The sequence below is a fragment of the Aggregatibacter actinomycetemcomitans genome, assembly GCF_023518055.1.
GTDB classification, from domain to species: domain Bacteria; phylum Pseudomonadota; class Gammaproteobacteria; order Enterobacterales; family Pasteurellaceae; genus Aggregatibacter; species Aggregatibacter actinomycetemcomitans.
Genome location: NZ_CP085096.1, coordinates 234,548 through 258,832, shown reverse-complemented (window position 1 = coordinate 258,832; position 24,285 = coordinate 234,548). Strand labels below are relative to the sequence as shown.

The 24,285-nt window shown below is 46.0% G+C and carries 27 protein-coding genes and 1 pseudogene; 16 read left to right on the top strand and 12 right to left on the bottom strand.

What is annotated here, in order from left to right; translation table 11 throughout:
• Positions 1-23 precede the first annotated feature (23 nt).
• The 5 genes from trkA (at position 24) to slyD (ending at position 3,895) form a co-directional block, all read left to right on the top strand.
• On the top strand, positions 24-1,400 hold the full coding sequence (gene trkA, locus LIN98_RS01315) for a Trk system potassium transporter TrkA (protein ID WP_005548326.1): 1,377 nt from the start codon (positions 24-26) through the stop codon (positions 1,398-1,400).
• A gap of 109 nt (positions 1,401-1,509) precedes the next feature.
• On the top strand, positions 1,510-1,905 hold the full coding sequence (gene mscL / locus LIN98_RS01310) for a large-conductance mechanosensitive channel protein MscL (RefSeq protein WP_005539483.1): 396 nt from the start codon (positions 1,510-1,512) through the stop codon (positions 1,903-1,905).
• 94 nt (positions 1,906-1,999) lie between these two features.
• Positions 2,000-2,434, top strand: a complete 435-nt coding sequence (rraB, locus tag LIN98_RS01305; RefSeq protein WP_005539482.1) for a ribonuclease E inhibitor RraB — start codon at positions 2,000-2,002, stop codon at positions 2,432-2,434.
• Positions 2,435-2,484: 50 nt separating this feature from the next.
• The gene (locus LIN98_RS01300) at positions 2,485-3,204 is read left to right on the top strand and encodes an SIMPL domain-containing protein (protein ID WP_249856137.1); all 720 of its coding nucleotides are present in this window, start codon (positions 2,485-2,487) and stop codon (positions 3,202-3,204) included.
• A 94-nt stretch (positions 3,205-3,298) separates the two neighbouring features.
• Positions 3,299-3,895: a peptidylprolyl isomerase gene (slyD, locus tag LIN98_RS01295; protein ID WP_005572783.1), complete on the top strand. Its 597-nt coding sequence runs from the start codon at positions 3,299-3,301 to the stop codon at positions 3,893-3,895.
• A 71-nt stretch (positions 3,896-3,966) separates the two neighbouring features.
• Here slyD and LIN98_RS01290 read toward each other — a convergent pair whose 3' ends face one another.
• The 3 genes from LIN98_RS01290 to rimO form a co-directional block, all read right to left on the bottom strand.
• Positions 3,967-4,185: an HP1242/YdcH family protein gene (locus LIN98_RS01290; RefSeq protein ID WP_005548330.1), complete on the bottom strand. Its 219-nt coding sequence runs from the start codon at positions 4,183-4,185 to the stop codon at positions 3,967-3,969.
• 126 nt (positions 4,186-4,311) lie between these two features.
• Positions 4,312-4,716 (bottom strand): low molecular weight protein-tyrosine-phosphatase, encoded by a 405-nt coding sequence (locus LIN98_RS01285; protein ID WP_005548331.1) that lies wholly within the window; start codon positions 4,714-4,716, stop codon positions 4,312-4,314.
• A 124-nt stretch (positions 4,717-4,840) separates the two neighbouring features.
• Positions 4,841-6,172 (bottom strand): 30S ribosomal protein S12 methylthiotransferase RimO, encoded by a 1,332-nt coding sequence (gene rimO, locus LIN98_RS01280; RefSeq protein ID WP_005548332.1) that lies wholly within the window; start codon positions 6,170-6,172, stop codon positions 4,841-4,843.
• 208 nt (positions 6,173-6,380) lie between these two features.
• On the opposite strand from rimO, the gene LIN98_RS01275 reads away from it, so the two are divergent.
• The gene (locus tag LIN98_RS01275) at positions 6,381-6,665 is read left to right on the top strand and encodes an alternative ribosome-rescue factor A (protein ID WP_005539471.1); all 285 of its coding nucleotides are present in this window, start codon (positions 6,381-6,383) and stop codon (positions 6,663-6,665) included.
• The gene (locus tag LIN98_RS01270) at positions 6,616-6,978 is read left to right on the top strand and encodes a DUF5377 family protein (RefSeq protein WP_005548333.1); all 363 of its coding nucleotides are present in this window, start codon (positions 6,616-6,618) and stop codon (positions 6,976-6,978) included. The genes LIN98_RS01275 and LIN98_RS01270 overlap by 50 nt, the downstream gene beginning before the upstream one ends.
• A gap of 103 nt (positions 6,979-7,081) precedes the next feature.
• On the opposite strand, the gene arsC is transcribed toward LIN98_RS01270, so the two are convergent.
• Positions 7,082-7,432 carry an arsenate reductase (glutaredoxin) gene (gene arsC, locus LIN98_RS01265; protein WP_005548334.1) on the bottom strand — a complete coding sequence of 117 codons (351 nt, stop codon included), beginning with the start codon at positions 7,430-7,432 and terminating at the stop codon, positions 7,082-7,084.
• Positions 7,433-7,505: 73 nt separating this feature from the next.
• Here arsC and LIN98_RS01260 point away from each other — a divergent pair, with 73 nt between their 5' ends.
• Positions 7,506-8,567: an AI-2E family transporter gene (locus LIN98_RS01260; RefSeq protein WP_005548335.1), complete on the top strand. Its 1,062-nt coding sequence runs from the start codon at positions 7,506-7,508 to the stop codon at positions 8,565-8,567.
• A 136-nt stretch (positions 8,568-8,703) separates the two neighbouring features.
• Here the strand turns inward: LIN98_RS01260 and udp are convergent, their stop codons facing one another.
• Both udp and asnC read right to left on the bottom strand, forming a co-directional pair.
• Positions 8,704-9,462 carry a uridine phosphorylase gene (gene udp / locus LIN98_RS01255; RefSeq protein WP_005571655.1) on the bottom strand — a complete coding sequence of 253 codons (759 nt, stop codon included), beginning with the start codon at positions 9,460-9,462 and terminating at the stop codon, positions 8,704-8,706.
• Between the two features lie 33 nt (positions 9,463-9,495).
• Positions 9,496-9,948 (bottom strand): transcriptional regulator AsnC, encoded by a 453-nt coding sequence (asnC, locus tag LIN98_RS01250; protein WP_005548336.1) that lies wholly within the window; start codon positions 9,946-9,948, stop codon positions 9,496-9,498.
• A gap of 165 nt (positions 9,949-10,113) precedes the next feature.
• Between asnC and asnA the strand changes: the two genes are divergently transcribed.
• On the top strand, positions 10,114-11,106 hold the full coding sequence (gene asnA, locus LIN98_RS01245; RefSeq protein WP_005539460.1) for an aspartate--ammonia ligase: 993 nt from the start codon (positions 10,114-10,116) through the stop codon (positions 11,104-11,106).
• Between the two features lie 55 nt (positions 11,107-11,161).
• Here the strand turns inward: asnA and dusA are convergent, their stop codons facing one another.
• Positions 11,162-12,145: a tRNA dihydrouridine(20/20a) synthase DusA gene (gene dusA / locus LIN98_RS01240; RefSeq protein WP_005571661.1), complete on the bottom strand. Its 984-nt coding sequence runs from the start codon at positions 12,143-12,145 to the stop codon at positions 11,162-11,164.
• A 2-nt stretch (positions 12,146-12,147) separates the two neighbouring features.
• Complete coding sequence (locus LIN98_RS01235) at positions 12,148-13,539, bottom strand: chloride channel protein (protein ID WP_148322232.1); 1,392 nt, start codon at positions 13,537-13,539, stop codon at positions 12,148-12,150.
• 242 nt (positions 13,540-13,781) lie between these two features.
• On the opposite strand from LIN98_RS01235, the gene LIN98_RS01230 reads away from it, so the two are divergent.
• The 4 genes from LIN98_RS01230 to LIN98_RS01215 all read left to right on the top strand — a co-directional run bounded on the left by LIN98_RS01230 (position 13,782) and on the right by LIN98_RS01215 (position 17,932).
• Positions 13,782-14,786 (top strand): ornithine carbamoyltransferase, encoded by a 1,005-nt coding sequence (locus LIN98_RS01230; RefSeq protein ID WP_005567572.1) that lies wholly within the window; start codon positions 13,782-13,784, stop codon positions 14,784-14,786.
• A gap of 9 nt (positions 14,787-14,795) precedes the next feature.
• Complete coding sequence (gene arcC / locus LIN98_RS01225; protein ID WP_005545479.1) at positions 14,796-15,728, top strand: carbamate kinase; 933 nt, start codon at positions 14,796-14,798, stop codon at positions 15,726-15,728.
• Between the two features lie 116 nt (positions 15,729-15,844).
• The gene (locus LIN98_RS01220; RefSeq protein WP_005567573.1) at positions 15,845-17,374 is read left to right on the top strand and encodes a YfcC family protein; all 1,530 of its coding nucleotides are present in this window, start codon (positions 15,845-15,847) and stop codon (positions 17,372-17,374) included.
• Positions 17,375-17,464: 90 nt separating this feature from the next.
• On the top strand, positions 17,465-17,932 hold the full coding sequence (locus LIN98_RS01215; RefSeq protein ID WP_005539439.1) for an Lrp/AsnC family transcriptional regulator: 468 nt from the start codon (positions 17,465-17,467) through the stop codon (positions 17,930-17,932).
• A 97-nt stretch (positions 17,933-18,029) separates the two neighbouring features.
• On the opposite strand, the gene LIN98_RS01210 is transcribed toward LIN98_RS01215, so the two are convergent.
• The 4 genes and pseudogenes from LIN98_RS01210 to atoD all read right to left on the bottom strand — a co-directional run bounded on the left by LIN98_RS01210 (position 18,030) and on the right by atoD (position 21,906).
• Entirely contained in the window at positions 18,030-19,211 is a 1,182-nt protein-coding gene (locus tag LIN98_RS01210; protein WP_005568693.1) for an acetyl-CoA C-acetyltransferase, read from the bottom strand.
• A gap of 17 nt (positions 19,212-19,228) precedes the next feature.
• On the bottom strand, positions 19,229-20,572 hold the full coding sequence (locus LIN98_RS01205) for a TIGR00366 family protein (RefSeq protein ID WP_014167471.1): 1,344 nt from the start codon (positions 20,570-20,572) through the stop codon (positions 19,229-19,231).
• A 2-nt stretch (positions 20,573-20,574) separates the two neighbouring features.
• Positions 20,575-21,240: a 3-oxoacid CoA-transferase subunit B gene (locus tag LIN98_RS01200; RefSeq protein WP_005568697.1), complete on the bottom strand. Its 666-nt coding sequence runs from the start codon at positions 21,238-21,240 to the stop codon at positions 20,575-20,577.
• 11 nt (positions 21,241-21,251) lie between these two features.
• A pseudogene (atoD, locus tag LIN98_RS01195) lies at positions 21,252-21,906 on the bottom strand (acetate CoA-transferase subunit alpha).
• A gap of 273 nt (positions 21,907-22,179) precedes the next feature.
• On the opposite strand from atoD, the gene LIN98_RS01190 reads away from it, so the two are divergent.
• From LIN98_RS01190 to rplC, 3 genes are all read left to right on the top strand, one after another.
• Complete coding sequence (locus tag LIN98_RS01190; RefSeq protein WP_005585594.1) at positions 22,180-23,076, top strand: LysR family transcriptional regulator; 897 nt, start codon at positions 22,180-22,182, stop codon at positions 23,074-23,076.
• Between the two features lie 249 nt (positions 23,077-23,325).
• Positions 23,326-23,637, top strand: a complete 312-nt coding sequence (rpsJ, locus tag LIN98_RS01185) for a 30S ribosomal protein S10 (RefSeq protein ID WP_001181005.1) — start codon at positions 23,326-23,328, stop codon at positions 23,635-23,637.
• A 16-nt stretch (positions 23,638-23,653) separates the two neighbouring features.
• Positions 23,654-24,280: a 50S ribosomal protein L3 gene (gene rplC / locus LIN98_RS01180; RefSeq protein ID WP_005545484.1), complete on the top strand. Its 627-nt coding sequence runs from the start codon at positions 23,654-23,656 to the stop codon at positions 24,278-24,280.
• Positions 24,281-24,285: the final 5 nt, after the last annotated feature.

The following is a 24,285-nucleotide window of genomic DNA, read 5'->3' as shown; positions in this document are numbered from 1 at the left end:
CGCGTGGCCATGGAGGGAATTGAATGAAAATAATTATTTTAGGCGCCGGGCAAGTGGGTTCCACCCTGGCGGCGAATTTGGTCAGCGAAGATAATGATATTACGTTAATTGATGATGAATCTATGCGTTTGGAGCATTTGCAGGACAAGCATGATTTGCGCGTGATGCAAGGCTTGGCATCATCTCCGAAAGTGTTGCGCGAGGCAGGTGCGCCTGATGCGGATTTATTGATTGCGGTCACCGGTTCCGATGAAATTAACATGGTGGCTTGCCAAATTGCTTATACGCTATTTAATACGCCCACTAAAATCGCGCGTATTCGTAACGGCGAATATTTGAAAGAAAAAGAGAAATTATTTAATCCTGACGTACTTCCTATTGATCATATTATTTCGCCGGAGAATCTGGTCACCAAGGATATTGTGCGTTTGATAGAATATCCCGGCGCGTTGCAGGTGGCGCATTTAGCCAAAGACAAAATCAGTTTGGTCGTGGTGAAGGCGTATTACGGCGGACCTTTGGTGGGCTATCCGATTTCCACGTTGAAGGAACATATTCCTCATGTGGATTGTCGCGTAGTGTCCATTTTACGGCAGGATAAAGCCATTCGTCCGCAAGGTTCAACCATTATTGAAGCGGGCGATGAAGTGACGTTTATTTGCGCGACGGCGTACATCAAAGCAGTCATGAGCGAATTGCAACGCCTGGAAAAACCTTACAAACGCATTATGATTGTGGGCGGCGGTAATGTCGGCACCGGCGTGGCGAAGCAATTGGAAGATCACTGCACGGTGAAACTCATCGAACGCAATACCGAGCGTGCTGCGGTGTTAGCGGAGAAATTATCGAAAACCCTGGTGTTTAACGGTGACGCCTCCGACCAATCCTTGCTGTTTGAAGAACATATTGAAAATATTGATGTTTTTCTTTCCCTTTCCAGTGATGATGAAGCCAATATTATGTCCGCGCTGTTGGCAAAACGGCTCGGTGCGAAGAAAGCCATGGTGTTGATTCAGCGTATGGCATACATCAGTTTGATTCAAGGCGGCACTATTGATATTGCCATTTCGCCTCAACAAGCGACGATTTCCGCCTTGCTCGGACATGTGCGTAAAGGCGATGTGGCAAATGTAGTTTCTCTGCGTCACGGCTTGGCGGAAGCCTTGGAAATCATTGTACATGGCGATGAAACTACCTCTAATGTTATTGGTCGTCTTATCGGCGACTTAAAATTACCCACCGGTGCAATTATCGGCGCAATTCTGCGCGGGAATGAAGTCATTATCGGCAATAATCAACTTGTTATTCAGGAAGAGGATCATGTGGTCGTGTATTTAAGCGATAAGAAATATATTTCCGACCTGGAAAAATTATTCCAGCCAAGTGCATTTTTTATCTAAATACGCGGAAAAAATTGTGCTTCTTAAATAAACTATCTATAATATACAGCCTTTTTAATCGGTAGTGTGCGTATCACATTTTATTTTTAACAAGTCTTAGGAGAGCATTATGAGTTTCATTAAAGAATTTCGTGAATTTGCCATGCGTGGCAATGTTGTTGATATGGCAGTCGGTGTAATCATCGGTGGCGCTTTCGGTAAAATTGTCAGTTCATTGGTGGCTGATGTTTTTATGCCGGTATTAGGTATTTTAACCGGTGGCATGGACTTTAAAGATTTGAAATTCGTCTTGGAACCGGCAAACGGTGATATTCCTGCCGTGACGTTAAACTATGGCGTATTTATTCAAAACGTATTTGATTTTGTTATTATTGCGTTTGCCATTTTCATGATGATTAAGGCGCTAAACAAACTGAAAAAACCGGAAGTGGTGGAAGAAGCGCCGGCAGAGCCTTCAACGGAAGAAAAATTATTAACTGAGATTCGTGATCTCCTCAAAAAATGATTTTTAGCCAAGAAAAATCTTCTCAATTAGGGAAGATTTTTCTTTCTTGTTGCATATCCTATTTTCCCTTCATCTTTCTTACCAAGGATAAATTATGACAAATTTAGATGAATTACAGGCGGAAACCCGCGAGATCATTACCGATTTATTAAATGACGGTAGCGATCCAAATGCGCTTTATATTATTGAACATCATATCTCTCATCATAATTTTGATAAATTGGAAAAAATCGCTATGGACGCCTTTAAATCCGGTTATGAAGTGTCCGAGGCGGAGGAATTTGAGGAAGAGAACGGCAGGGTGATTTTCTGTTGCGATATTATCAGTGAAGTGGAATTAAAGCCCGAACTCATTGATGCGCAACAAAAAGAGTTGTTGCCGTTAATCGCCAAATACCAAGGCGGTTATGACGGTTGGGGCACTTATTTTGAAGATCCGGATGCCGATGATGACGAATATGGCGATGACGGTGAATTTTTTGACGAAGATGATGCCTTAGATGATGACGATGAGTTCGTTAAACGTTAAAAAACATTTGTAAAAACAACCGCACTTTTTAATTTTTATAGGAGAAAACCATGAAATTCAAAGATTTAGTTTTATTGCTATTGCCCTTAAGCGTCGCTTTAACTGCCAACGCCGAAGCTAAGGTTACCGACGAGCCGGAAAAAAACGTTATTTCTTTTAACACTGAAGTCACGAAAGAAGTGGATTATGACGTAATGGAAGTCACTCTTTTCGTGAAACAGGAAAATAAAAATCTAAAAGAATTGAACCAAGCGATTAACGAGAAAGTGAATGCTGCATTGGATGTGATTAAAAAACAAAGTGCGGTGCAAATTAAGAAAAATACGCGTAACACACAAGTGCGTTATGACAACAAAGGCAAACAATCCGGTTGGATTGAACGTGCCGATTTAGTGTTGGAAAGTAAGGATTTTGTAGTCTTATCCCAAGTCATTTCCGATTTAAACGAGACGTTCGCTATTGCTGATGTCATGCAAAAATTATCTAACGAAGCCGCAGTGAAATTTGAAGATGAAATTCTGAAAAGCGCGTTGGCACAGTTCCAACATAAAGCGCAGTTAATTCAGACTTCTCTTAATGCTAAAGGGTATGAAGTAATCAGTCTGGGGTTGGATAACAGAAATGAAATACCGTATTTTGGGGGGCGTATGATACCGGTGGCTAAAATGAAGTCTTTCGCTTCAGAGGTTGCTGACGAAGTGAGTCTTGACAGTAATGATAAAGCAGAATTAAAGACCTCGGTGAGTGCACAAATTAGGTTACTGAACTAATCGCTTTTGCTTGAGAATAGTTTCTATAAAATAACAAGCTTTTCTGCGCTTATGTTTTGCGCAGAAATTCTTTTTTTGAACAATGAGGTAAACCATGAAAGTTGCAAAAAATGTTGTGGTAAGCATTGCTTATCAAGTTCGTACCGAAGATGGCGTGTTGGTGGATGAAGCCCCGGCAAACCAACCGTTACAGTATTTACAAGGCCATAATAACTTAGTTATCGGCTTGGAAAATGCGTTAGAAGGCAAATCCGTCGGTGATAAATTTGAAGTCCGCGTGAAACCGGAAGAAGGTTACGGCGAGTATAATGAAAATATGGTACAACGCGTACCAAAAGATGTGTTTGTCGGCGTTGATGATTTAGAAGAGGGTATGCGTTTTATTGCTGATACCGACATGGGGCCGTTGCCGGTGGTGATTACCGAAGTGTGCGATACCGATGTGGTAGTTGACGGCAACCACATGTTAGCCGGTCAGGAATTACATTTCACCGTCGAAGTGGTTGATACTCGCGAAGCGACTTTAGAAGAAATCGCACACGGTCACTTACACCAAGAAGGTGGTTGCTGCGGTGGTCATGGTCATGACAGTGATGAAGAAGGTCACGGCTGCGGTTGCGGCGGTCATCACCATCATCATGACCACCATCATCATGGCGAAAGTGGTTGCGGCTGTGGCGGCAAACACTAAAAAAACACCTTAAGAAAAGACCGCACTTTTTACGTTGCGGTTTTTTGTTTTAGGCTAGAGACTGACACTACTTATTTAGCATCAGCTTTTTTCAGCATGTCATACATCTGATCTTTCAGACGTAATTTTTCCTTTTTCAACATTTCCACTTCATTGTGCGTACCCAATTCAATATGGGATTCAATGTTTTTAATACGTTGGTCCAGTTCGTTATGTTTATCAAATAGATTGGCAAAATAAGCATTTTCGGTTTTGAGTTTTGTAATTAACTCTCTGAATTCCGGAAACATAGGATTGATACCTCATCATAAGTTAAGTCAGTTAACGATGGTTATACCGCCATTATCTTATCGAATTCCACCGGAAAGAAACGTGCGGGAGATCACAAAATGCACGTATAAAGTTTAACATTTTTATCACAAATGATGTTCCCGTCGAATTTTTGCCAATAAAGCGTCGCAGCATTGATCCAACAATGTGTAGGTCTGATTAAAATCTTTGGTGTACCAAGGATCGGGAATATGGTCGGTGCCTAATGTCGGGCAAAGTGCGGTGATTTGAAACAGCTTTTTCGGATGAGAACCGAACAACCGCTCTAAATCGCGCAGGTTGTGGTTATCCATGGCGATAATATAATCAAAATCCGTCCAATCTGTTGACCGCACTTTACGGCTGACAAAGCCGTTGGAAGAAATTTTATGCCGATCCAATATATCGGCGGTACCACAGTGCATATCTTCGCCGTCATGCCAGCCGGACGTGCCTGCGCTGGCAGTAATGATATGCTTTTGTACATTGGCTTGTTTTACTTTCTCGCGCATTACGTACTCTGCCATGGGAGAACGACAAATATTGCCTAAACAGACAAAAAGAATTTTAACTAGTGACATGATTTTTATCCAAAAAGTCATAAAAAATTCTCGTAGCGAGGATTTTTCTAATAAATTAGCAGGTTCCCCATAAATCATATTCGTCGGCGTCGGTGATCGTCACGGAAATAACGTCGCCGATGTTGACCGCACTTTGGCTTTGATTTTCCACATACACCACGCCGTCGATTTCCGGCGCATCCGCCATGGAACGACCGATCACGCCTTTCATGTTCACTTCATCCACAATCACCGACAGGGTTTTGCCGATTTTTTGTTGTAAGCGTGCGGCAGAGATTTCTTGTTGTACTTGCATGAAACGGTGGAAGCGTTCTTCTTTCACTTCTTCCGGCACCTGATCCGGCATATCCGTCGCCGGCGCGCCTTCTACCGGGCTGAATTTGAAGCAGCCTACGCGATCCAGTTGGGCGGCTTTGAGGAAATCCAACAACATTTGGAAATCTTCTTCCGTCTCGCCCGGGAAGCCCACAATAAAGGTGGAGCGCAAGGTGAGTTCCGGGCAAATTTCACGCCATTGCTGAATGCGTTCTAAAGTGCGGTCGATTTTGCCGGGTCTTTTCATTGTTTTGAGAATTTTCGGGCTGGCGTGCTGCAACGGAATATCCAAATAAGGCAATAATTTGCCTTCTGCCATGAGCGGAATCAGATCGTCTACGTGCGGATACGGATAAACATAATGCAAACGCACCCAAACGCCGAGATTGCCCAGCTGGCGGCATAAGCTGATGAGGTTATTTTTAATCGGCATGCCGTTCCAGAACACGGTTTTGTTTTGATTTTCTTTGCTTTGATCGAGGGCATACGCCGAGGTATCCTGCGACACGATCAGCAATTCTTTCACCCCCGCGTCCACCAGGCGCTTCGCTTCGTCTAACACTTGCGTAATCGGGCGACTGTCCAAATCGCCGCGCATGGACGGAATAATGCAGAAGGTGCAGCGATGGTCGCAGCCTTCGGAAATTTTCAAATACGCATAATGCTTCGGCGTCAGTTTCACCCCTTGCGCCGGCACAAGGCTTTCATAAGGGCTATATTGCGGTTTCGGCACATATTTGTGCACCTGATTCATCACGGTTTCATAACTGTGCGGACCCGAAATTTCCAACACTTTCGGATGCACCTGGCGAATTTGGTCTTCTTTGGCACCAAGGCAGCCGGTCACAATCACTTTGCCGTTTTCTTCCAACGCCTCGCCGATGGCTTCCAACGATTCCTGCACCGCGCTGTCAATAAAACCGCAGGTGTTGACGATCACCAAATCGGCGTTTTCATAGCTCGGAATGATGTTATAACCATTGGAACGCAATTCCGTCAAAATGCGTTCCGAATCCACTAAATTTTTCGGACAACCAAGGCTGACAAAGCCGATATTGGGGGGCGTGCTCATAAATTTTCTCAAATCATCTATCGTAAAATAAAAATGGCTAATTTTACTTGTTTTAGTACAAAAAGGCGACAGAAATGTAAGCCGAATCGCGGTTCAACGCACCTAAATAGGGCGACGGCTTTCAATTTCAGTGGAATCGTATATAATGTGTGCCGTTTTTTAGCCGTTAAAAAGCAACCTAATATTAATCTTAACAAGAGGAAAAATCATGGCAAAACAAAAATATGCCTTGCAAACCCCGCCTCAAAACGTGCAAGGGACGCTGACGTATCAGCATCAACGCGGGGTGATCAAAGATAATGCCATTCAGGCGTTATTACACGACAAACTCTTTCGTCAACGCATTGAGCGTAACAAGAAAGGCAAAGGCAGTTATCAGCGTAAAGCGAAACACGCAAATCGTTATTACGAAAAGCCCGATAATAATATTTCTCTGATCAGAGATGTTATTATCGGGCTTTTTTCTTTCTATTTATTTTGTGCAATATATTGATATTGAAGAGGTTATTATGACAGCAAAAACAGAAGTTTTATTTAACAACACATGGAACGTCAGAATCAGCGACCCGGGTGAAGAGGGCGCGCAAAGTCATTTTTTTGAAACCATTTATATTACGTTAGAAGCGCATATTAACGGAAACGACACCACATACGAATTTACCCGCAAAGTGGAAGACCAAATTAAGATTAAAAAAACATTCACCGATTTGGACAAATTATTCATTTATTTAAGCGAACAAATTTCCCCGGTGGCGTTGGGGCATTTGGGCATTAAAATCGGGAATTTGAGGTTGACAAATGAATAGTTGGTCGTGCCAAAACTTAACAGTAAACCCGACATTGTGTCGGGTTTACTTTATGGCGCAAAAAGTGCGGTTATTTTTCAAGGTGTTTTTTCGTGGGTGGTGTTCACAGAATTGCCAGTACGCTTTCCGGCGGGCGTCCGATTTTGGCTTTGTCGCCGTTAATCACGATAGGGCGCTCTAATAACGCGGAATGTTGCGCAATAGCTTGTAGCAAGTCCTGTTGACCCAGTGTCGGGTTATCTAAACCGAGTTTTTTATACAGATCATCTTTGGTGCGCATCATTTGGCGGATGTCGCTAATGCCTAATTTATCGGCGATGGCTTGCAGCTCCGCAACGGAATAGGTTTTCTGCAAATAAAGCTCGATTTGTGGTTGAATTTGATGGCTTTCCAATAATGCCAGGGTTTCACAGCTTTTGGAGCAGGATGGGTTGTGATAGATAATGATGGACATAGAAATTCCTTATGTTAGTGTAATTTGCCTAGATTTTACCTTATAATCAGGCAAAATTTATAGAGGTAATTACATGATTGAAATGTTAAAAAATTGGTATCGGAGACGATTTAGCGACCCGCAAGCTATGGGGTTGTTCGCTATTTTATTCTTCGGTTTCGTCGCAATTTATTTTTTTAGTGATTTAATTGCGCCGCTGTTGGTAGCGATTGTGTTAGCGTACCTGTTGGAATGGCCTGTGCGCTTACTAAATGAAAAGTTGAAGTGCCCGCGTTTGCTTGCTACCGGCTTGGTTATTGGCAGCTTTACCGGCTTGGTGTTTTTGGTGGTTTTAGTGTTGATTCCGAATTTGTGGACACAAATGGTCAATTTATTAAGTGATTTGCCGCATATGTTTAATCGGTTTAATGAATGGCTGCTATCTTTGCCGGTACGCTATCCCGATATGATTGACGCACAAACCGTGGAATCTATTTTCGGCACGGTGAAAGAGAAAATTCTGGGCTTGGGCGAATCGGCGTTGAAACTGTCTTTGGCGTCAATTATGAACTTGGTGACGCTGGGGATTTATGCGTTTTTAGTGCCGTTAATGGTGTTTTTCCTGTTGAAAGATAAGCGTCAGTTAATGGACGGTGTGAGCCGTTTTTTACCGCGTAATCGCACTTTAGCGTCAAAAGTGTGGGTGGAAATGCAACAGCAAATTGCCAATTATATTCGCGGAAAATTGGTGGAAATTTTGGTCGTTACCATAGTGACTTATGCGATTTTCCTGATTTTCGGGTTGAATTACCCGTTATTGTTGGCGGTAGCGGTCGGGCTTTCTGTGTTGGTGCCTTACATCGGCGCTGTGTTGGTGACGATTCCGGTGGTGTTGGTGGCAATTTTCCAATTCGGTGATACGCACACGTTTTGGTACATCGTCATCGCCTTTGTGGTGTCACAGTTATTGGACGGAAATCTGCTGGTGCCGTTTTTGTTCTCCGAAGCGGTCAATCTGCACCCGTTGGTGATCATCATTGCCGTTTTGATTTTCGGTGGCTTGTGGGGATTCTGGGGCGTATTTTTTGCCATTCCGCTGGCGACTTTGGTGAAAGCGGTGGTGAACGCTTGGCCTTCCAATGAAGCGGTGGAATAAAAAAACGCCGGGAAAGACAACCGCACTTTAAGGGCTAAAAGCCAAAGTGCGGTCTAGAATCAAAACGTTTTTAGCATAAAAAATGCAGCCATTTTCGGCTGCATTTTTGCTTTCTTTTGACCTGCTATGATTGACGTTAAACCAATAATCCCGCTGCTTTCACCACTGCATGAATGACTTTTTCTTCGGTGGATTTAATGGTTTCTTCGTTCGGAATTTCCTGTTGGGTACGATTAACAATGGCACCGGCTATCATGCCTGCCCGCAGACCCAAGGCGGAACACATGGTGAACAAGGTGGCGGATTCCATTTCATAATTCATCACGTGCAATTCCTGCCATTGTTTGAGTGAGCCTTGGAAGTGGCGATAGATTTTGCCGGTAAAGGTGTCGTAACGTTCTTGCCCCGGATAGAAGGTGTCTGACGAGGCGGTGATGCCCACATGGACGTGGTTGCCCGCGTCTTCTGTCGCTACGTTATACAACGCATTGGTGCATGCAAAGTCGGCGACTGCCGGATATTCCAACGGCGCAAAGTGACGGCTGGCGCCATCTAAACGTACCGCGCCGGTGGTGATTAATAAATCGCCGACATTAATGTGCGGTTGAATGGCACCGGTGGTACCGATACGCAAGAAAGTACGTACGCCCAGTTGTGCCAATTCTTCCACGGCAATAGAAACGGAAGGTCCGCCGATACCGGTGGAGCAAACCACCACGGCGTGTTCGTCAATATAACCGAGCCAAGAAGTGAATTCGCGGGTGGCGGCAAGGAATTTCGGGCGATTTAATAAGCGGGCGATACGTTCAACCCGTTCCGGTGCACCGGGCACAATGGCTAATTTGGCGCCGTCTAACATGGCTTTGGTTAAGCCGAGGTGAAATACGTCTGACATAATTTTCTCCTTTTATGTAAGGTATTGTCCTTTTTAAGGTTTAATGTCACGCAAAATCGGATTTTGCATGGAAATTAAGGTTTCTGTGGATTGAATTTCATCAATTAACTGAATTTTTGCCGATAACACAAAATGTAATTCGGCGATGGTGTGCGTCATAACTTTAATAAAAATGGAGTAGTTGCCGGTGGTGTAATACGCTTCCACCACTTCATCGATGGTTTCCAGCTTTTTGATCACTTTGTCATAATCTTTGGCGGATTTCAGAATAATGCCGATAAAACCACACACATCATAACCCAGCTTGCGTTCGTTAATGCGCACTTTGGTGCCTTCAATTACACCGGATTGACGCATTTTTTCCACCCGCACATGAATCGTGCCGGGACTCACGCCGAAGTTTTTCGCCATTTCCGCATAAGGCGTGCGGGCATCCCGCGTTAACACGCGCAATATTTGCTGATCTAAATTATCAATATTGTGCATAGTATACTCCTTGTTTAAAAATATTTTAATAAAATAAAGAATAAATTATATTTCATCTAAATAATATCAGTTTTATATTTGTTTTTGTCGAATTATATTGCATTAAGTTTGATGAATATGCAAAATCAGCGCCGTTACTTTAAATGAAAAAATAGGGGTATAACGATGAAAAAGACATTTATTTTACAGCAACAAGAAATCAGCTTTGTGAAAAACACATTCACACAAAATCTTATTGAACAACTTGGCATTATTGAAGTTCAGGGACCTATCTTAAGCCAAGTGGGTAATGGTATGCAAGATAACTTATCCGGTATTGAAAAAGCGGTACAGGTTCACGTCAAACAAATTCCGGGCGTGGTTTTTGAAGTTGTGCATTCCTTGGCAAAATGGAAACGTCACACCCTTGCCCGCTTCCATTTTAAAGAAAACGAAGGCTTATTCGTGCACATGAAAGCTTTGCGCCCTGATGAAGATTCTCTCGACCCGACGCACTCGATTTATGTGGATCAATGGGACTGGGAAAAAGTGATTCCGGAAGGTCGTCGCAATTTTGCCTATTTGAAAGAAACCGTGAATGCCATTTATCGCGCCATTCGTTTAACCGAATTGGCGGTGGAAGCCCGCTTTGACATCCCGTCAATTTTGCCGAAACACATCACTTTTGTGCATACCGAAGATTTGGTGCAACGCTATCCAAACCTCAGCGGCAAAGAGCGTGAAAACGCCATCTGTAAGGAATACGGCGCGGTCTTTTTAATCGGTATCGGCGGCAACTTATCCGACGGCAAACCGCACGACGGTCGTGCACCGGATTACGACGACTGGACCACCGAGTCGGAAAACGGCTACAAAGGGTTAAACGGTGACATTTTGGTGTGGAACGAACAACTCGGCACCGCCTTTGAGCTTTCTTCCATGGGAATTCGCGTAGATGAAGCGGCATTACGTTTGCAAGTGGGCTTAACCGGCGACGAAGACCGTTTAACCATGGATTGGCACCAAGAGTTGCTGCAAGGTAAATTGCCATTGACCATCGGTGGCGGTATCGGTCAATCCCGCATGGCAATGTTCCTGCTGCGCAAAAAACACATCGGCGAAGTGCAATCCAGCGTCTGGCCGGAAGAAATGCTGGAACAATATCAGCATATCCTCTAATCTGAAACAAAAAAGTGCGGTGGGTTTTAAAAACGTTTTTTAAAACGACCGCACTTTATGCTTCCACAAACCCCAAAGCGGTTTCTACTACCTCAATACCGGCGCCTTCTTTATAGGCGTTTTCGCTTAAATAGCGGCGCCATTGGAGGGCGCCTTTACAGTGTTGGAAAGCGCTGAGTATATGGCGCACGATGTGGTTGAGATACACGCCCCGGCTGAGTTGTTGTTCAATGTAAGGGAGCATTTTTTCCACGGCTTCGCGTGGGGTGACAATTGGGGCGTTGGCATTGAACAATGCCTGATCGATGTAGCCAAGCAACGACGGATTTTGATAGGCTTCGCGCCCCACCATCACGCCGTCCACCCGCTGCAAATGCTGTTGCATTTCGTCAATGGTTTTAATGCCGCCGTTAATGCTGATGAGCAAGTGGGGAAAATCCCGTTTCAGTTGATACACCCGTTCGTAATCCAGCGGCGGAATTTCGCGGTTTTGTTTCGGGCTTAAGCCGGAAAGCCAGGCTTTGCGCGCGTGTACGATAAATTCTCGGCAGCCTGCTTGTTGCACTTTTTCAATGAAATCGCAAAGAAAGTCGTAGCTGTCGAAATCGTCGATGCCGATACGGGTTTTCACCGTCACCGGAATGCGCACCGCTTCTTGCATTTGTTGTACGCACTCGGCGACCAGCTCCGCCTTTGCCATTAAACAGGCGCCGAACATGCCGTTTTGCACGCGATCGGACGGGCAGCCCACGTTCAGGTTAATTTCCTGATAGCCCCGTTGTTCCGCCAATTGGGCGCAATGTTTGAGTTGGGCAGGGTCGCTGCCGCCCAGTTGTAACGCCACAGGCTGTTCCGCCGGGTCAAAATCGAGATGATCATATTTGGCGTGGATGATGGCTTGTGTCGTCACCATTTCCGTGTAAAGCAAGGCATGGCGGGAAAATTGGCGGTGGAAATAACGGCAATGGCGCGTCGTCCAGTCCAACATGGGTGCCACGGCGAAGCGTCCGCGATAAAAGTGCGGTGGGTTTTGAGGCATGTTTACGAGTTGTCCTTCATGTCTTGTTGCATTTCTTCTTGAATCCGATGGCGGAAGCGCCCCGCCGCAAAATGATAGAACGGCTTCGGATTAAATTGGCGTGAAATAATGGAGGAAATCAGGCAGCAAATCAATAGCCAAATCAGCACGGGCTGGCAGCCGGTCATTTCCATTACGATGACGCTGGCGGTGACCGGCGATTGGGTGGTGCCCGCCAGAAATGCCGCCATACACAGCAGCACCAGCAGACGTTGGTCAATTAAGCCGTCGGTGAGGGTTGCCACTTGCACGCCAAGCCCCGCGCCGATGGTCAGAGACGGCGTGAAGATGCCGCCCGCGAGGCCCGTCCAGTAAGTACCCACTGTGGCGAATAATTTCATGATGCCGATGTCGGTTTGCATGGCTTGTCCGTCGAGGGCTTGGGTCACCACATGATAGCCTGTGCCGTAGGTTTGCCCGTTGGTGTACAGCCCAAGTGCGGTCAGAATTAAGCCCAAAATGAAGGCGGTATAAATGGGATGATTGCGCACCCAGCCACGGCATAAATTCGGCAAGACGCCGCCAACGCCTTTTGCCAGCAGGCGGGCGAAAATGCCGCCGAACACCCCGCAAACCACGCCACACAACAAAACCCATAAATACAAATAAGGAATGTCGGTGACGCCGTGGTATTTAGGAAAATACGGGTTGTTGCCGTCGATCGCAACCAAAATGAAACCCGCCGCCAATACACCCAGCAGCACCCTCCGCTCCCAACGTAATAATACGCCGCGTCCAAGTTCTTCAATGGCGAAAATCACTCCGGCTAACGGCGCGTTAAATGCTGCCGCCAACCCGCCCGCCGCGCCCGTTGCCATCAGTTCATTGGCACTAAGTCCTTTGAATGCCACGCCGTATTGACGACAAAGATTGCCCCACCATAACATCACCGCCGCGCCCACTTGCACAGACGGGCCTTCCCTCCCTACGGAAGCGCCGAACAGCATAGCTAAAAAGGTGAGGGGAATTTTCCATAAGGTTTGTGCAAATGCGACTAAACGGGTTTTGTCACTGTTATGGGGCAAACTGAGAGAGGCGATGACCTGCGGAATGCCACTGCCGCCCACATAGGGCGTGTATTTCAGCACGAACCACGCCAATGCGGCTAACCCGCAGGGCATCACAACCCAAGCGGCGAAGGGATGTTGTTGTGTCCATTGGGCGTTCCACCCCAAACCCAAATCTGCCAGTTTGGCGAAACCGAGGGAAAACAGGGAAACCAAGGTGGCGCCGATCATGAGGCAGGATAATTCGACGGTTTTATGCGACAGGCGGTGGCTTTGGCGTAATTTCTTGTGTAAAACATACCGCACTTTTAGCACGAAGTGGCGGAATGAGGTGATGAAAGCGTTCATTTTTATCGTGAAATGTTAGGCTGTTGTGGTGTTTTATGATTAATTTCTGCGTAAAACCGAATTTTATACCAATAAATTCCCCTTTGTTAGACATAAGTTCAAAATCTTTACACTGACGCAAAAAATTCGCAATTATATTTTTCGTCGCTTCTTTTAGAATACCACCATTCGCAATCCGCAGTAGGTTGTATGTCGAATAATCAATTTGTTAGTCAATCAATCACATGAATAAGGAGATTATCATGGCTTTCAATCTTAAAAACAGACATTTATTAAGTTTGGTAAATCATTCAGAACGTGAAATTAACTATTTGTTGGATTTATCCCGAGACTTAAAAAGAGCGAAATATGCCGGAACCGAACAACAAAAATTGAAAGGGAAAAATATTGCGTTAATTTTTGAAAAAACCTCCACCCGCACCCGTTGCGCCTTTGAAGTCGCTGCCTATGACCAAGGCGCTCAAGTCACTTACATCGATCCGAATTCCTCCCAAATCGGTCACAAAGAAAGCATGAAAGACACCGCCCGTGTGTTGGGCAGAATGTATGACGCCATTGAATATCGCGGCTTCAAACAAGAAATCGTCGATGAATTGGCGGCGTATGCCGGCGTGCCGGTGTTTAACGGGTTAACCGATGAATTCCATCCGACCCAAATGCTGGCGGACGTGTTAACCATGATTGAAAACTGCGATAAACCGTTGAGCGAAATCAGCTATGTGTATATCGGCGATGCGCGCAACAACATGGGGAATTCCTTATTATTAATCGGTGCCAAACTGGGCATGGACGTACGCATTTGCGGGCCGAAAGCCTTATTGCCGGATGCGGAATTGGTAGAAATGTGCGAAGGCTTTGCAAAACAAAGCGGTGCGCGTATTACCGTCACCGACGACATTGATAAAGCGGTGAAAGGTGTGGATTTCGTGCATACCGACGTGTGGGTTTCCATGGGTGAACCGTTAGAAACCTGGGGCGAACGGATTAAATTATTGTTGCCGTATCAAGTGACCCCTGAATTAATGAAACGCACTGGCAATCCGCGGGTGAAATTCATGCACTGCTTGCCGGCGTTTCACAACAGCGAAACCAAAGCAGGTCGTCAAATCGCGGAAAAATACCCGGAACTGGCAAACGGTATTGAAGTCACCGAAGATGTGTTCGAATCCCCGATGAACGTGGCGTTTGAGCAAGCGGAAAACCGTATGCACACCATTAAAGCCGTACTTTATTCCAGCTTAATCTAGGAGGTGCGTATGAGAATCGTCATTGCATTGGGCGGTAATGCGCTGTTACGGCGCGGCGAACCGCTGACGGCGGAAAATCAACGCTTAAACGTGCGTATCGCTTGTGAGCAAATCGCCAAAATTTATCCGAATAATGAATTGGTGATTGCCCATGGGAATGGGCCACAAGTGGGTTTGCTGGCGCTGCAAGGGGCAGCTTATAAAGATGTTCCGACCTATCCGTTGGATGTGTTGGGCGCGGAATCCGTGGGCATGATCGGTTACATGATTCAACAGGAATTGGGTAACTTAGTGCCGTTTGAAGTGCCGTTTGCTACATTGCTTTCCCAAGTGGAAGTGGACATTAACGACCCGGCATTTAAGAACCCGACCAAACCGATTGGTCCGGTGTATTCCAAAGAAGAAGCGGAACGTCTGGCGAAAGAAAAAAATTGGTCTATCGCACAAGATGGCGATAAATATCGTCGCGTTGTGCCAAGCCCGTTACCAAAACGAATTTTTGAAATTCGTCCGGTGAAATGGTTGCTGGAAAAGGGCAGTATTGTCATTTGCGCCGGTGGTGGCGGTATTCCGACTTATTATGATGAACAACACAATCTGCAAGGGGTTGAAGCGGTTATCGACAAAGATTTATGCTCCGCATTGTTGGCGGAAAATCTGGACGCGGATTTGTTCATTATTGCCACCGATGTATCTGCTGTGTTTGTAGATTGGGGCAAACCGACACAAAAAGCGATTGCTTTGGCTCCGCCTGATGAAATTGAAAAATTAGCTTTTGCTGCCGGTTCCATGGGACCGAAGGTGCAAGCGGCGGTAAATTTTGCACGTCATACGGGAAAAGATGCAGTCATCGGATCACTTTCTGACATTGTTGATATTGTGAAAGGCAAGGCCGGTACACGCATTACCAATAAGGCGAAAGAGATCTCTTATTATTCATAATAATAAAAGCACTTTGAAAAATTCAGCGGTTCAAAGTAAAATGCGCGGCTGGCGTAACTGATAGAAAGTTACGCCAACTTGCCAAACAAAACTGTTGTATTGACGAGGAGTCTGTTATGGAAGCGTCTACTCAAAAAAAGACCTTTAATTTCCCATCGGCATTTACGATTTTATTCTTTATTCTCATCCTTGCTGTGGGACTCACCTGGGTTATTCCGTCAGGTTCATATTCTAAATTGACTTATAGTATGACTGACAAAATGTTTGTAGTGAAGACCTATGGCGAACAAGATAAAACCTATCCTGCCACCGAAGAAACATTAAATAACCTCAATATCAAAATTAAACTTTCCAATTTCACCGAAGGCATCATTAAGAAACCTATCGCCATTCCCGGCACTTATCAACGAATTGAACAGCACTACAAAGGCATCAAAGATATTCCGATCAGCATGGTGGAAGGAACCATTGAAGCGGTGGATGTGATGGTCTTTATTTTCGTGCTGGGCGGTATGATAGGGGTTATTAACAAAACGGGTTCATTTAATGCCGGCTTAATGGCATTGGCGCGACGCACCAAGGGTAACGAATTCATGATTGTGTTCAGCGTTTCCGTGCTTATGGTGTTAGGCGGTACCACTTGTGGTATCGAAGAAGAAGCTGTGGCGTTTTATCCTATTTTGGTACCGGTATTTTTAGCTTTGGGATACGATGCAATCGTTTGCGTCGGTGCGATTTTCTTAGCCGCCTCCATGGGGACGGCGTTCTCTACCATTAATCCATTCTCAGTAGTTATCGCCTCCAACGCCGCCGGGATTCAATTTACCGAGGGTATCGGATTCCGCACCATTGGCTTAATCTTAGGTTCGGCGTGTGTGATTGCTTATCTTTATTGGTACTGTAAAAAAGTGAAAGCCGATCCGAGTTTTTCATATACTTATGAGGATAGAGAAGAGTTTCGTCATCGTTATATGAAGAATTTTGATCCGAATGTGGTGGTGGAATTTACCCTCAGAAGAAAATTTATCCTGATTTTATTCTGTATCGCGTTCCCAATGATGATCTGGGGCGTGATGGCGGGCGGTTGGTGGTTCCCGCAAATGGCGGCATCTTTCTTATCCATCACCATTATCATCATGTTTATCAGTGGGTTGAAAGAAAAAGACATTGTGGAATCCTTTACCGAAGGGGCATCGGAATTGGTCGGCGTGTCGCTCATTATCGGCTTGGCGCGCGGAGTAAACCTTGTCTTAGAGCAAGGCATGATTTCCGACACGATTTTAGATTATATGTCTAACTTGGTGAGTGGAATGCCGGGCAGTATCTTTATCCTGGGTCAGTTGATCGTTTTCGTCTTCCTCGGACTGATTGTGCCGTCTTCCTCCGGTTTAGCGGTGCTTTCCATGCCGATTATGGCGCCGCTTGCCGACGCCGTTGGTATTCCACGCGACATCGTGGTTTCCGCCTACAACTGGGGGCAATATGCCATGTTGTTCCTGGCGCCGACCGGCTTGGTGTTGGTGACTTTGCAAATGTTGCATATTCCGTTCAATAAGTGGGTGAAGTTTGTTTTACCGATGATCGGTTGTTTGTTGGTTATCGGCGCGACATTGTTGGTCATCCAGGTTTCTTTATATAGTGTTTAACCGCGGGGCATGAAAAGACCGCCTGTATCGCAGATTTTTACGGGTGGTCTTGCTATAATCCGTCAGTCTTTTTTTATAAAAGGATTTTCTATGCGAAAGAAACTGTTTGATAACATTGATACGCGCATTCTTAAGGCATTGCAGCGCAACGGAAGATTGCCAAATAACGAGCTTGCCAAAGAAGTTGGCTTATCCAATTCCGCCTGTCTGCGTCGGGTGAACCAGTTGGAAGAAAGCGGTGTTATTGATGGTTATGCAGCGTTATTACATCCCAAAAAACTGAATTGCAATTTGTTGGTTTATGTACAGGGCACGTTTTTTGAAGAAGATCCGGAACTCAAAGAGCGGTTCATTTTTGAAGTGAAATTAATTCCGCAAATTACTGAATGTCATCTGATGGCGGGCAGTTACGATTTCATTTTAAAAATGTGGGTTTCCGATTTGGAAGAATTCAACAGTATAAAAAATAAATATCTCACCAAAGACATCGGAATTAAAACCTTAAAATCCGAAGTGTCGCTGAAAACGGTTAAATCCACGACGGAATTGCCGTTGTAGCGTTGGGGGAACGAAAAAGTGCGGTCGTTTTTTTAAGCGTTTTTTATATCAACAAAATGGGTCTATCGTTATAGACCCATTGTTTTATTCGACGGAATCAGATCCGTTCGACAATCACTGAAATGCCTTCCCCGCCGCCGATACACAGGGTCGCCAGACCGAGCTTTTTGTCTTTCTCAATGAGATTGTGCAGCAGCGTCACCAGAATTCTGGCGCCGCTGGCGCCGATAGGGTGACCCAGCGAGATGGCACCACCGTGGATATTGGTTTTCTCCATATTGAAATGCAGTTCTCTGCCGACGCCGAGGAATTGCGAGGCGAAGGCTTCGTTCGCTTCGATCAGGTCAATATCGTCGAGCGTCAATCCCGCTTTGCGCAGCGCTTTCTGGGTTGCCGGCACCGGCCCCAATCCCATCACGGCAGGATCGACTCCTGCACTGGCGTAACCGCGGATACGGGCGAGCGGTTTCAGTCCTAATGCGTTCGCTTTGCTTTCGCTCATTAACAATAACGCGGCGGCGCCGTCGTTAATACCGGAGGCGTTACCGGCGGTGACGGTGCCGTCTTTTTTGAATGCCGGTCTTAACTTCGCCAGCCCTTCCGCTGTGGTGTCGGGTTTCGGGTATTCGTCGCGGGAGACAACGATGTCGCCTTTGCGGGTTTTCACGGTGACAGATACGATTTCTTTGTCGAATACGCCGTTTTGCACCGCTTGAGAGGCAAGGGTTTGCGAACGCAGCGCAAGCTGATCCTGTTCCTCACGGCTGATACCGTATTGTTCGGCGATATTTTCCGCCGTAATGCCCATGTGGTAATGGTTTATGGCGCACGTCAGACCGTCTTCGATCATGCTGTCGCGCAACGGCAGATTGCCCATTCTGACGCCGGAACGGATTTTATGATCCAGAATGTACGGCGCTTGGCTCATACTTTCCATGCCGCCGGCCGCCACGATGTCGGCGTCGCCGCTGGCAATGGCTTGCACGCCCAACGCCACGCTTTTTAAGCCCGAACCGCAGACTTTATTGACAGTGTAGGACGGAATTCCCTTCGCCACGCCCGCTTTGAGTGCAGCTTGACGGGCAGGGTTTTGTCCGATACCGGCTTGCAGCACATTACCCATAATCACTTCGTTGACCAAGGCGCTGTCGATGTCTGCGCGCTTGATCACTTCTTTGATCACGGTAGCGCCCAGATCAACCGCACTGACGGCGGCAAGACTGCCGTTAAAGCTGCCGATCGGCGTTCTGACCGCGCTGACGATAACGATATTTTCCATATTTGTATCCTCTTAATTTAAAAGAAATATAATCCGATGAAAAAGATCGGGGTGGTGAAGATAAGTGCGGTCATACAGAATCCCATAATATCCCGTACCCCAAGACCTGAGATGCCCAACGCCGGTAACGCCCAGAACGGTTGCGCCATGTTCATCCATTGTTCACCGTAGGCAATTGCCATAGTGGATTTGCCCAGATCTGCGCCCAATGCCTGTGCCGCCGGAATGACGAACGGCCCTTGAATCACCCAGTGCCCGCCGCCGGACGGCACGGCGAAGTTGATTAATGCGGAGCTGAAGAAGGTCAGCACCGGGAAGGTGTCTTTATTGGCGATGTTAATAAAGAATTCGGTGATGAGTCCGCCGAGCCCCGAATGTTCCATCATTAATTGCACGCCAGCGTAGAACGGGAATTGAATGAGAATGCCGGCGGTGCTGCGGGTGGCATTCAGAATCGCGCGCATATACGCCATCAGCGAACCGTGTAATACGATGCCGGTAATCAGGAAAATGAGGTTGACGTTGTTAATGGTGAGATTGAAGCCGTTTTTATGGAAATACATGGCAAGATAGCCGTAACCCAACGCACCGATGGCGTAGGCGAGCAGCCGGCTTTCTTCCATTTTCTCCGCTACCGTCGCGTTCTGATCCAGTTTTTTGGTAAATTCGGGATCTGGCGCGAGCAATGTCGGATCGATACTTTTCACTTCGCCGCTTTTCGGCATCATCATGTAGGTGATAAACGGCAAACAGAGTATCAGACAGCCAGTGATAAAGAGGTTATAGCTTGAGAACAGCGTTTCGGTCGCCGGAATAATGCCTTGCGGATTGCTTTCCGTCACCATAATGTGCGCCACCGGATTTCCCGGGGTCGCCGCCAGTAACGGCATGGAACCCGACAAACCGCCGCCCCATGTCATAAAGGCGATATAGGCGCAGGCGATTAACAAGGCGTAGTCGCTGCCTTTCACCCGCCGCGCCACTTCTTTGGCGAACATCGCGCCGACCACTAAGCCGAAGCCCCAGTTGATAATACAGGCGATAGAACCCATGAAGGTGACGAGCACCACGCCTTGTGCCGGTGTTTTTGCCAGCGATGCCATGGTAGTCAGGAAGGACTTGATTTGCGGCGAAGTCGCCAAGGCATTTCCCGTCACCACAATCAACGCCATTTGCATACCGAAAGCGAGCAGATTCCAGAACCCGTCACCCCACATGTTGACCAGGTCAACAGGCGTGCTGTCCGTTAAACATAACGCACACACGAAGGTGATAAAGGTAAGCAACACGGCGAAGATTAGCGGATCCGGCAGATATTTGCTGACCAGTGCGGTCATAAAACGAGATACGCGGCTAATCATGACTACATTCCTTTTTGGCTGATATGCATTTCTTTGAAATCGTCGGCGACAATGAAATCCGCTTCCGTTTTGCCTCGAATCGTGTCTAAATCGACATCGGGTGCGTGTTCTTTAAGCACTAACTGATCGTCGATAAAGCGGAATACCGCCAATTCGGTAACGACCATGGTGACTTTATTGCGCGCCGTTAACGGTAAGGTGCATTGTTTCAGAATCTTGGAACTTCCCGATTTGGCACAGTGTTCCATGCCGATGATCACTTTGCGGGAACCGGTCACTAAATCCATTGCACCGCCCATGCCCGGCACCATTTTGCCCGGCACCATCCAGTTGGCGAGGTTGCCTTGTTGATCCACTTCCAGACCGCCTAACACGCAGGCATCCACGTGACCGCCGCGAATCAAGGCGAAAGAGAATGCGCTGTCGAAGGTGGCGCCGCCCGCTTTAATGCCGCAAGGTTGTCCGCCCGCGTTGACCAGATTGGGATTCGGATACTCGGGATCCAATGCGGTTAATCCCATGAAACCGTTTTCCGATTGCAATGTAATATCGACGTCGTCGGGCAAATAATTCGCCACTTGGGTCGGTAAGCCGATGCCTAAATTTACGATATCACCGTCGTTGAGTTCCATTGCGATACGGCGTGCGATTAATTCTTTTGCGTTCATGACAGTTCTCCTTATTCCGGGTAAACGATATAGTCCACCAGTGCGGCGGGGGTGACGACGGCGTCCGGTGAAATATCGCCGGTTTTTACGACTTGGTCGGCTTGGACAATGACGGTTTTGGAGGCGAGTGCAATGAGAGGATTGAAGTTTTGTGCGGATAATTCATAGACAAGGTTGCCGGCTTCATCGGCTTTTTTTTGCCCGAACAATGGCAAGGTCGGCTTTTAACGGTAATTCAATCAGGTGTTCGACGCCGTTTATCTGAATTTTCTGTTTGCCTTCCTCCACCACGGTGCCGACGCCGGTCGGTGTGAGAATGCCGCCTAATCCAGCGCCGCCCGCCCGAACCCGTTCGGCTAACGTGCCTTGCGGAACCAGTTCGACGTCAATTTCGCCGGCAATCATTTTTTTGCCGGTTTCCGGATTGGTGCCGATATGCGAGGCGATAACCCGTTTCACCCGATTGTTGGTGATTAACGGCCCGACGCCGGTATCGACGAATGCGGTATCGTTACCGATCAGGGTGAGATCTTTAACGCCCGAATCAAGAATTTCCTTAACCAGCTTTTCCGGTGTGCCGATACCCATAAAGCCACCGAACATAATGCTCATTCCATCATGTAAATGATTTTTTACATCTGATAGATCAATTCTTTTTTTAGTCATAATGACCCTCCGAATGTTTAATAAAATTTATAATGAAGTCGAGATGTAAACTGCCATGCAGAAATCGATTAAAAAGGGGAGCGTTGTAAGTAATGCTATTTTTCCCTCCTTTTTATGTGTGAATTCGTCGGACTTGGTGAGCTGAAATTAGCAAAAATTTTTTCAGAAAAGAAATATATATTTTTGAAAGGGGTATAAGCTATACTTATAGGTCGCCGGTGGGAGCACCGCTTTACATGGACGGGCGAAAGGCTCATTGTGGAGGAAGATGACATGGATATTCGACATTTACGATATTTCGTTTCAATCGTGGATAACGACTTCAATCTGAGCAGGGCTTCATTGAATCTCTACGTTTCTCAGCCCGCGCTGAGCATGATGATCAGCGATTTTGAAAATAAGGAAGGGGTGCAGTTGTTTAAACGGGCGCAGGGGAAAATTGTCGGATTAACTTATGTGGGCGAAAATTACTACCGTGATGCCAAAGAGGTTATAAAAAAATATAATGAAATGCACTCAAATCTGCATAAGTCGATCGAGCAGATAAAGGGGCATATTTCAATCGGCATACCGCCGTTGATCCTGTCCGTCGTTTTTTCCGAAGTCATGCCGAAACTGATTCTGAACAATCCGGAGATTAATTTCACGATTAAGGAATTGGGCGCTTATTTATTAAAAAGCGATCTGTTGTTGGAAAATATCGATTTCGCCGTTCTGTTAAATCCGGAGAGAATTTCTAAAAACATCATAGAATCTTACGAAATACACCGTTCGGAACTCTCCCTGTTCTTATCGCCAAAGCATCATTTATCCGCAAAAGAGAACATTACATGGCGCGATCTGCACGGCGAAAAGATAGTGATTTTTGATCAGACGTTTATGATTCATCATCAATTGGTCGAATCTTTTGAACGGCATAATGTCTATCCGAATATCGTCTTGAAATCGAGTTCGTGGGACTTTTTGTTATACTCGGTAAAAATTAACGAAAGCCTATTAACGATTTTGCCCTTGCCGATGTACGAACAATATAAATCGACGGAATTCATTTGCCGGAGAATGGAAGAAGCCATTCCTTGGAGTGTAACCTTGTGCCGCTTAAAGAAAAATTGCTATACCAATGTTGAAGAATACATTTTCGATTCGCTGTTAAAGGCGTTTAAACCGTAATTTACCGCCTTATCTTCACAAAGCGCTTGCAAAGTGCGGTGGGTTTCAGTAGAATTTGCGGGCTTTAATTATAGAAGCCGTTTAGTGTAATCATTTATTAAACGGGTATTACGATAGGTAATACTAACAATGTCTCCGATTTGGGGACTATATAACAGGTAGCTTTCACCTCCTTTTCTTGTTGTTTTGATGTAAGAATTGTGATGGTGTTAGTTTTTTATTAGCTAAATTTATTGGAGCTCTGGTCTAATGCAGAACCAAAGAATCCGTATCCGTCTTAAAGCGTTTGATCATCGTTTGATCGATCAATCCACGGCGGAGATCGTTGAAACAGCTAAACGTACCGGTGCACAAGTGCGTGGTCCGATTCCTTTACCAACTCGTAAAGAGCGTTTCACAGTATTGATTTCTCCACACGTAAACAAAGATGCACGTGACCAATATGAAATCCGTACTCACAAACGTTTAGTTGATATTGTTGAGCCAACAGAAAAAACTGTTGATGCGTTGATGCGTTTAGACTTGGCTGCCGGCGTTGACGTGCAGATCAGCCTAGGTTAATTAAGAGGTTATTACAATGATTGGTTTAGTCGGTCGTAAAGTCGGTATGACCCGTATCTTTAATGAAGACGGCGTGTCAGTACCGGTTACCGTTATCGAAATCGAAGCCAACCGCGTAACTCAAGTTAAAACTCTTGAAAACGATGGCTATACTGCAGTTCAAGTTACAACCGGTTCTAAAAAAGCGAGCCGTGTGACTAAGCCTGAAGCGGGTCATTTCGTGAAAGCCGGTGTTGAAGCCGGTCGCGGTTTATGGGAATTTCGTACTGAAGGTGAAGAATTCACTTTAGGTCAAGAAATTAATGTTGACATCTTTGCAGATGTTAAAAAAGTCGATGTTACCGGTACATCTAAAGGTAAAGGCTTCCAAGGTGGTGTTAAACGTTGGAACTTCCGCACTCAAGATGCTACCCACGGTAACTCTTTATCACATCGTGTCCTTGGTTCTATTGGTCAAAACCAAACTCCGGGCCGTGTGTTTAAAGGCAAAAAAATGGCAGGACACTTAGGTAATGAGCGTGTAACCGTTCAATCACTTGAAGTTGTTCGTGTAGATGCTGAGCGTAAATTGCTATTAGTGAAAGGCGCCGTTCCTGGTGCTACCGGTAGTGATGTTATCGTTAAGCCGGCAGTTAAAGCATAGGTCTG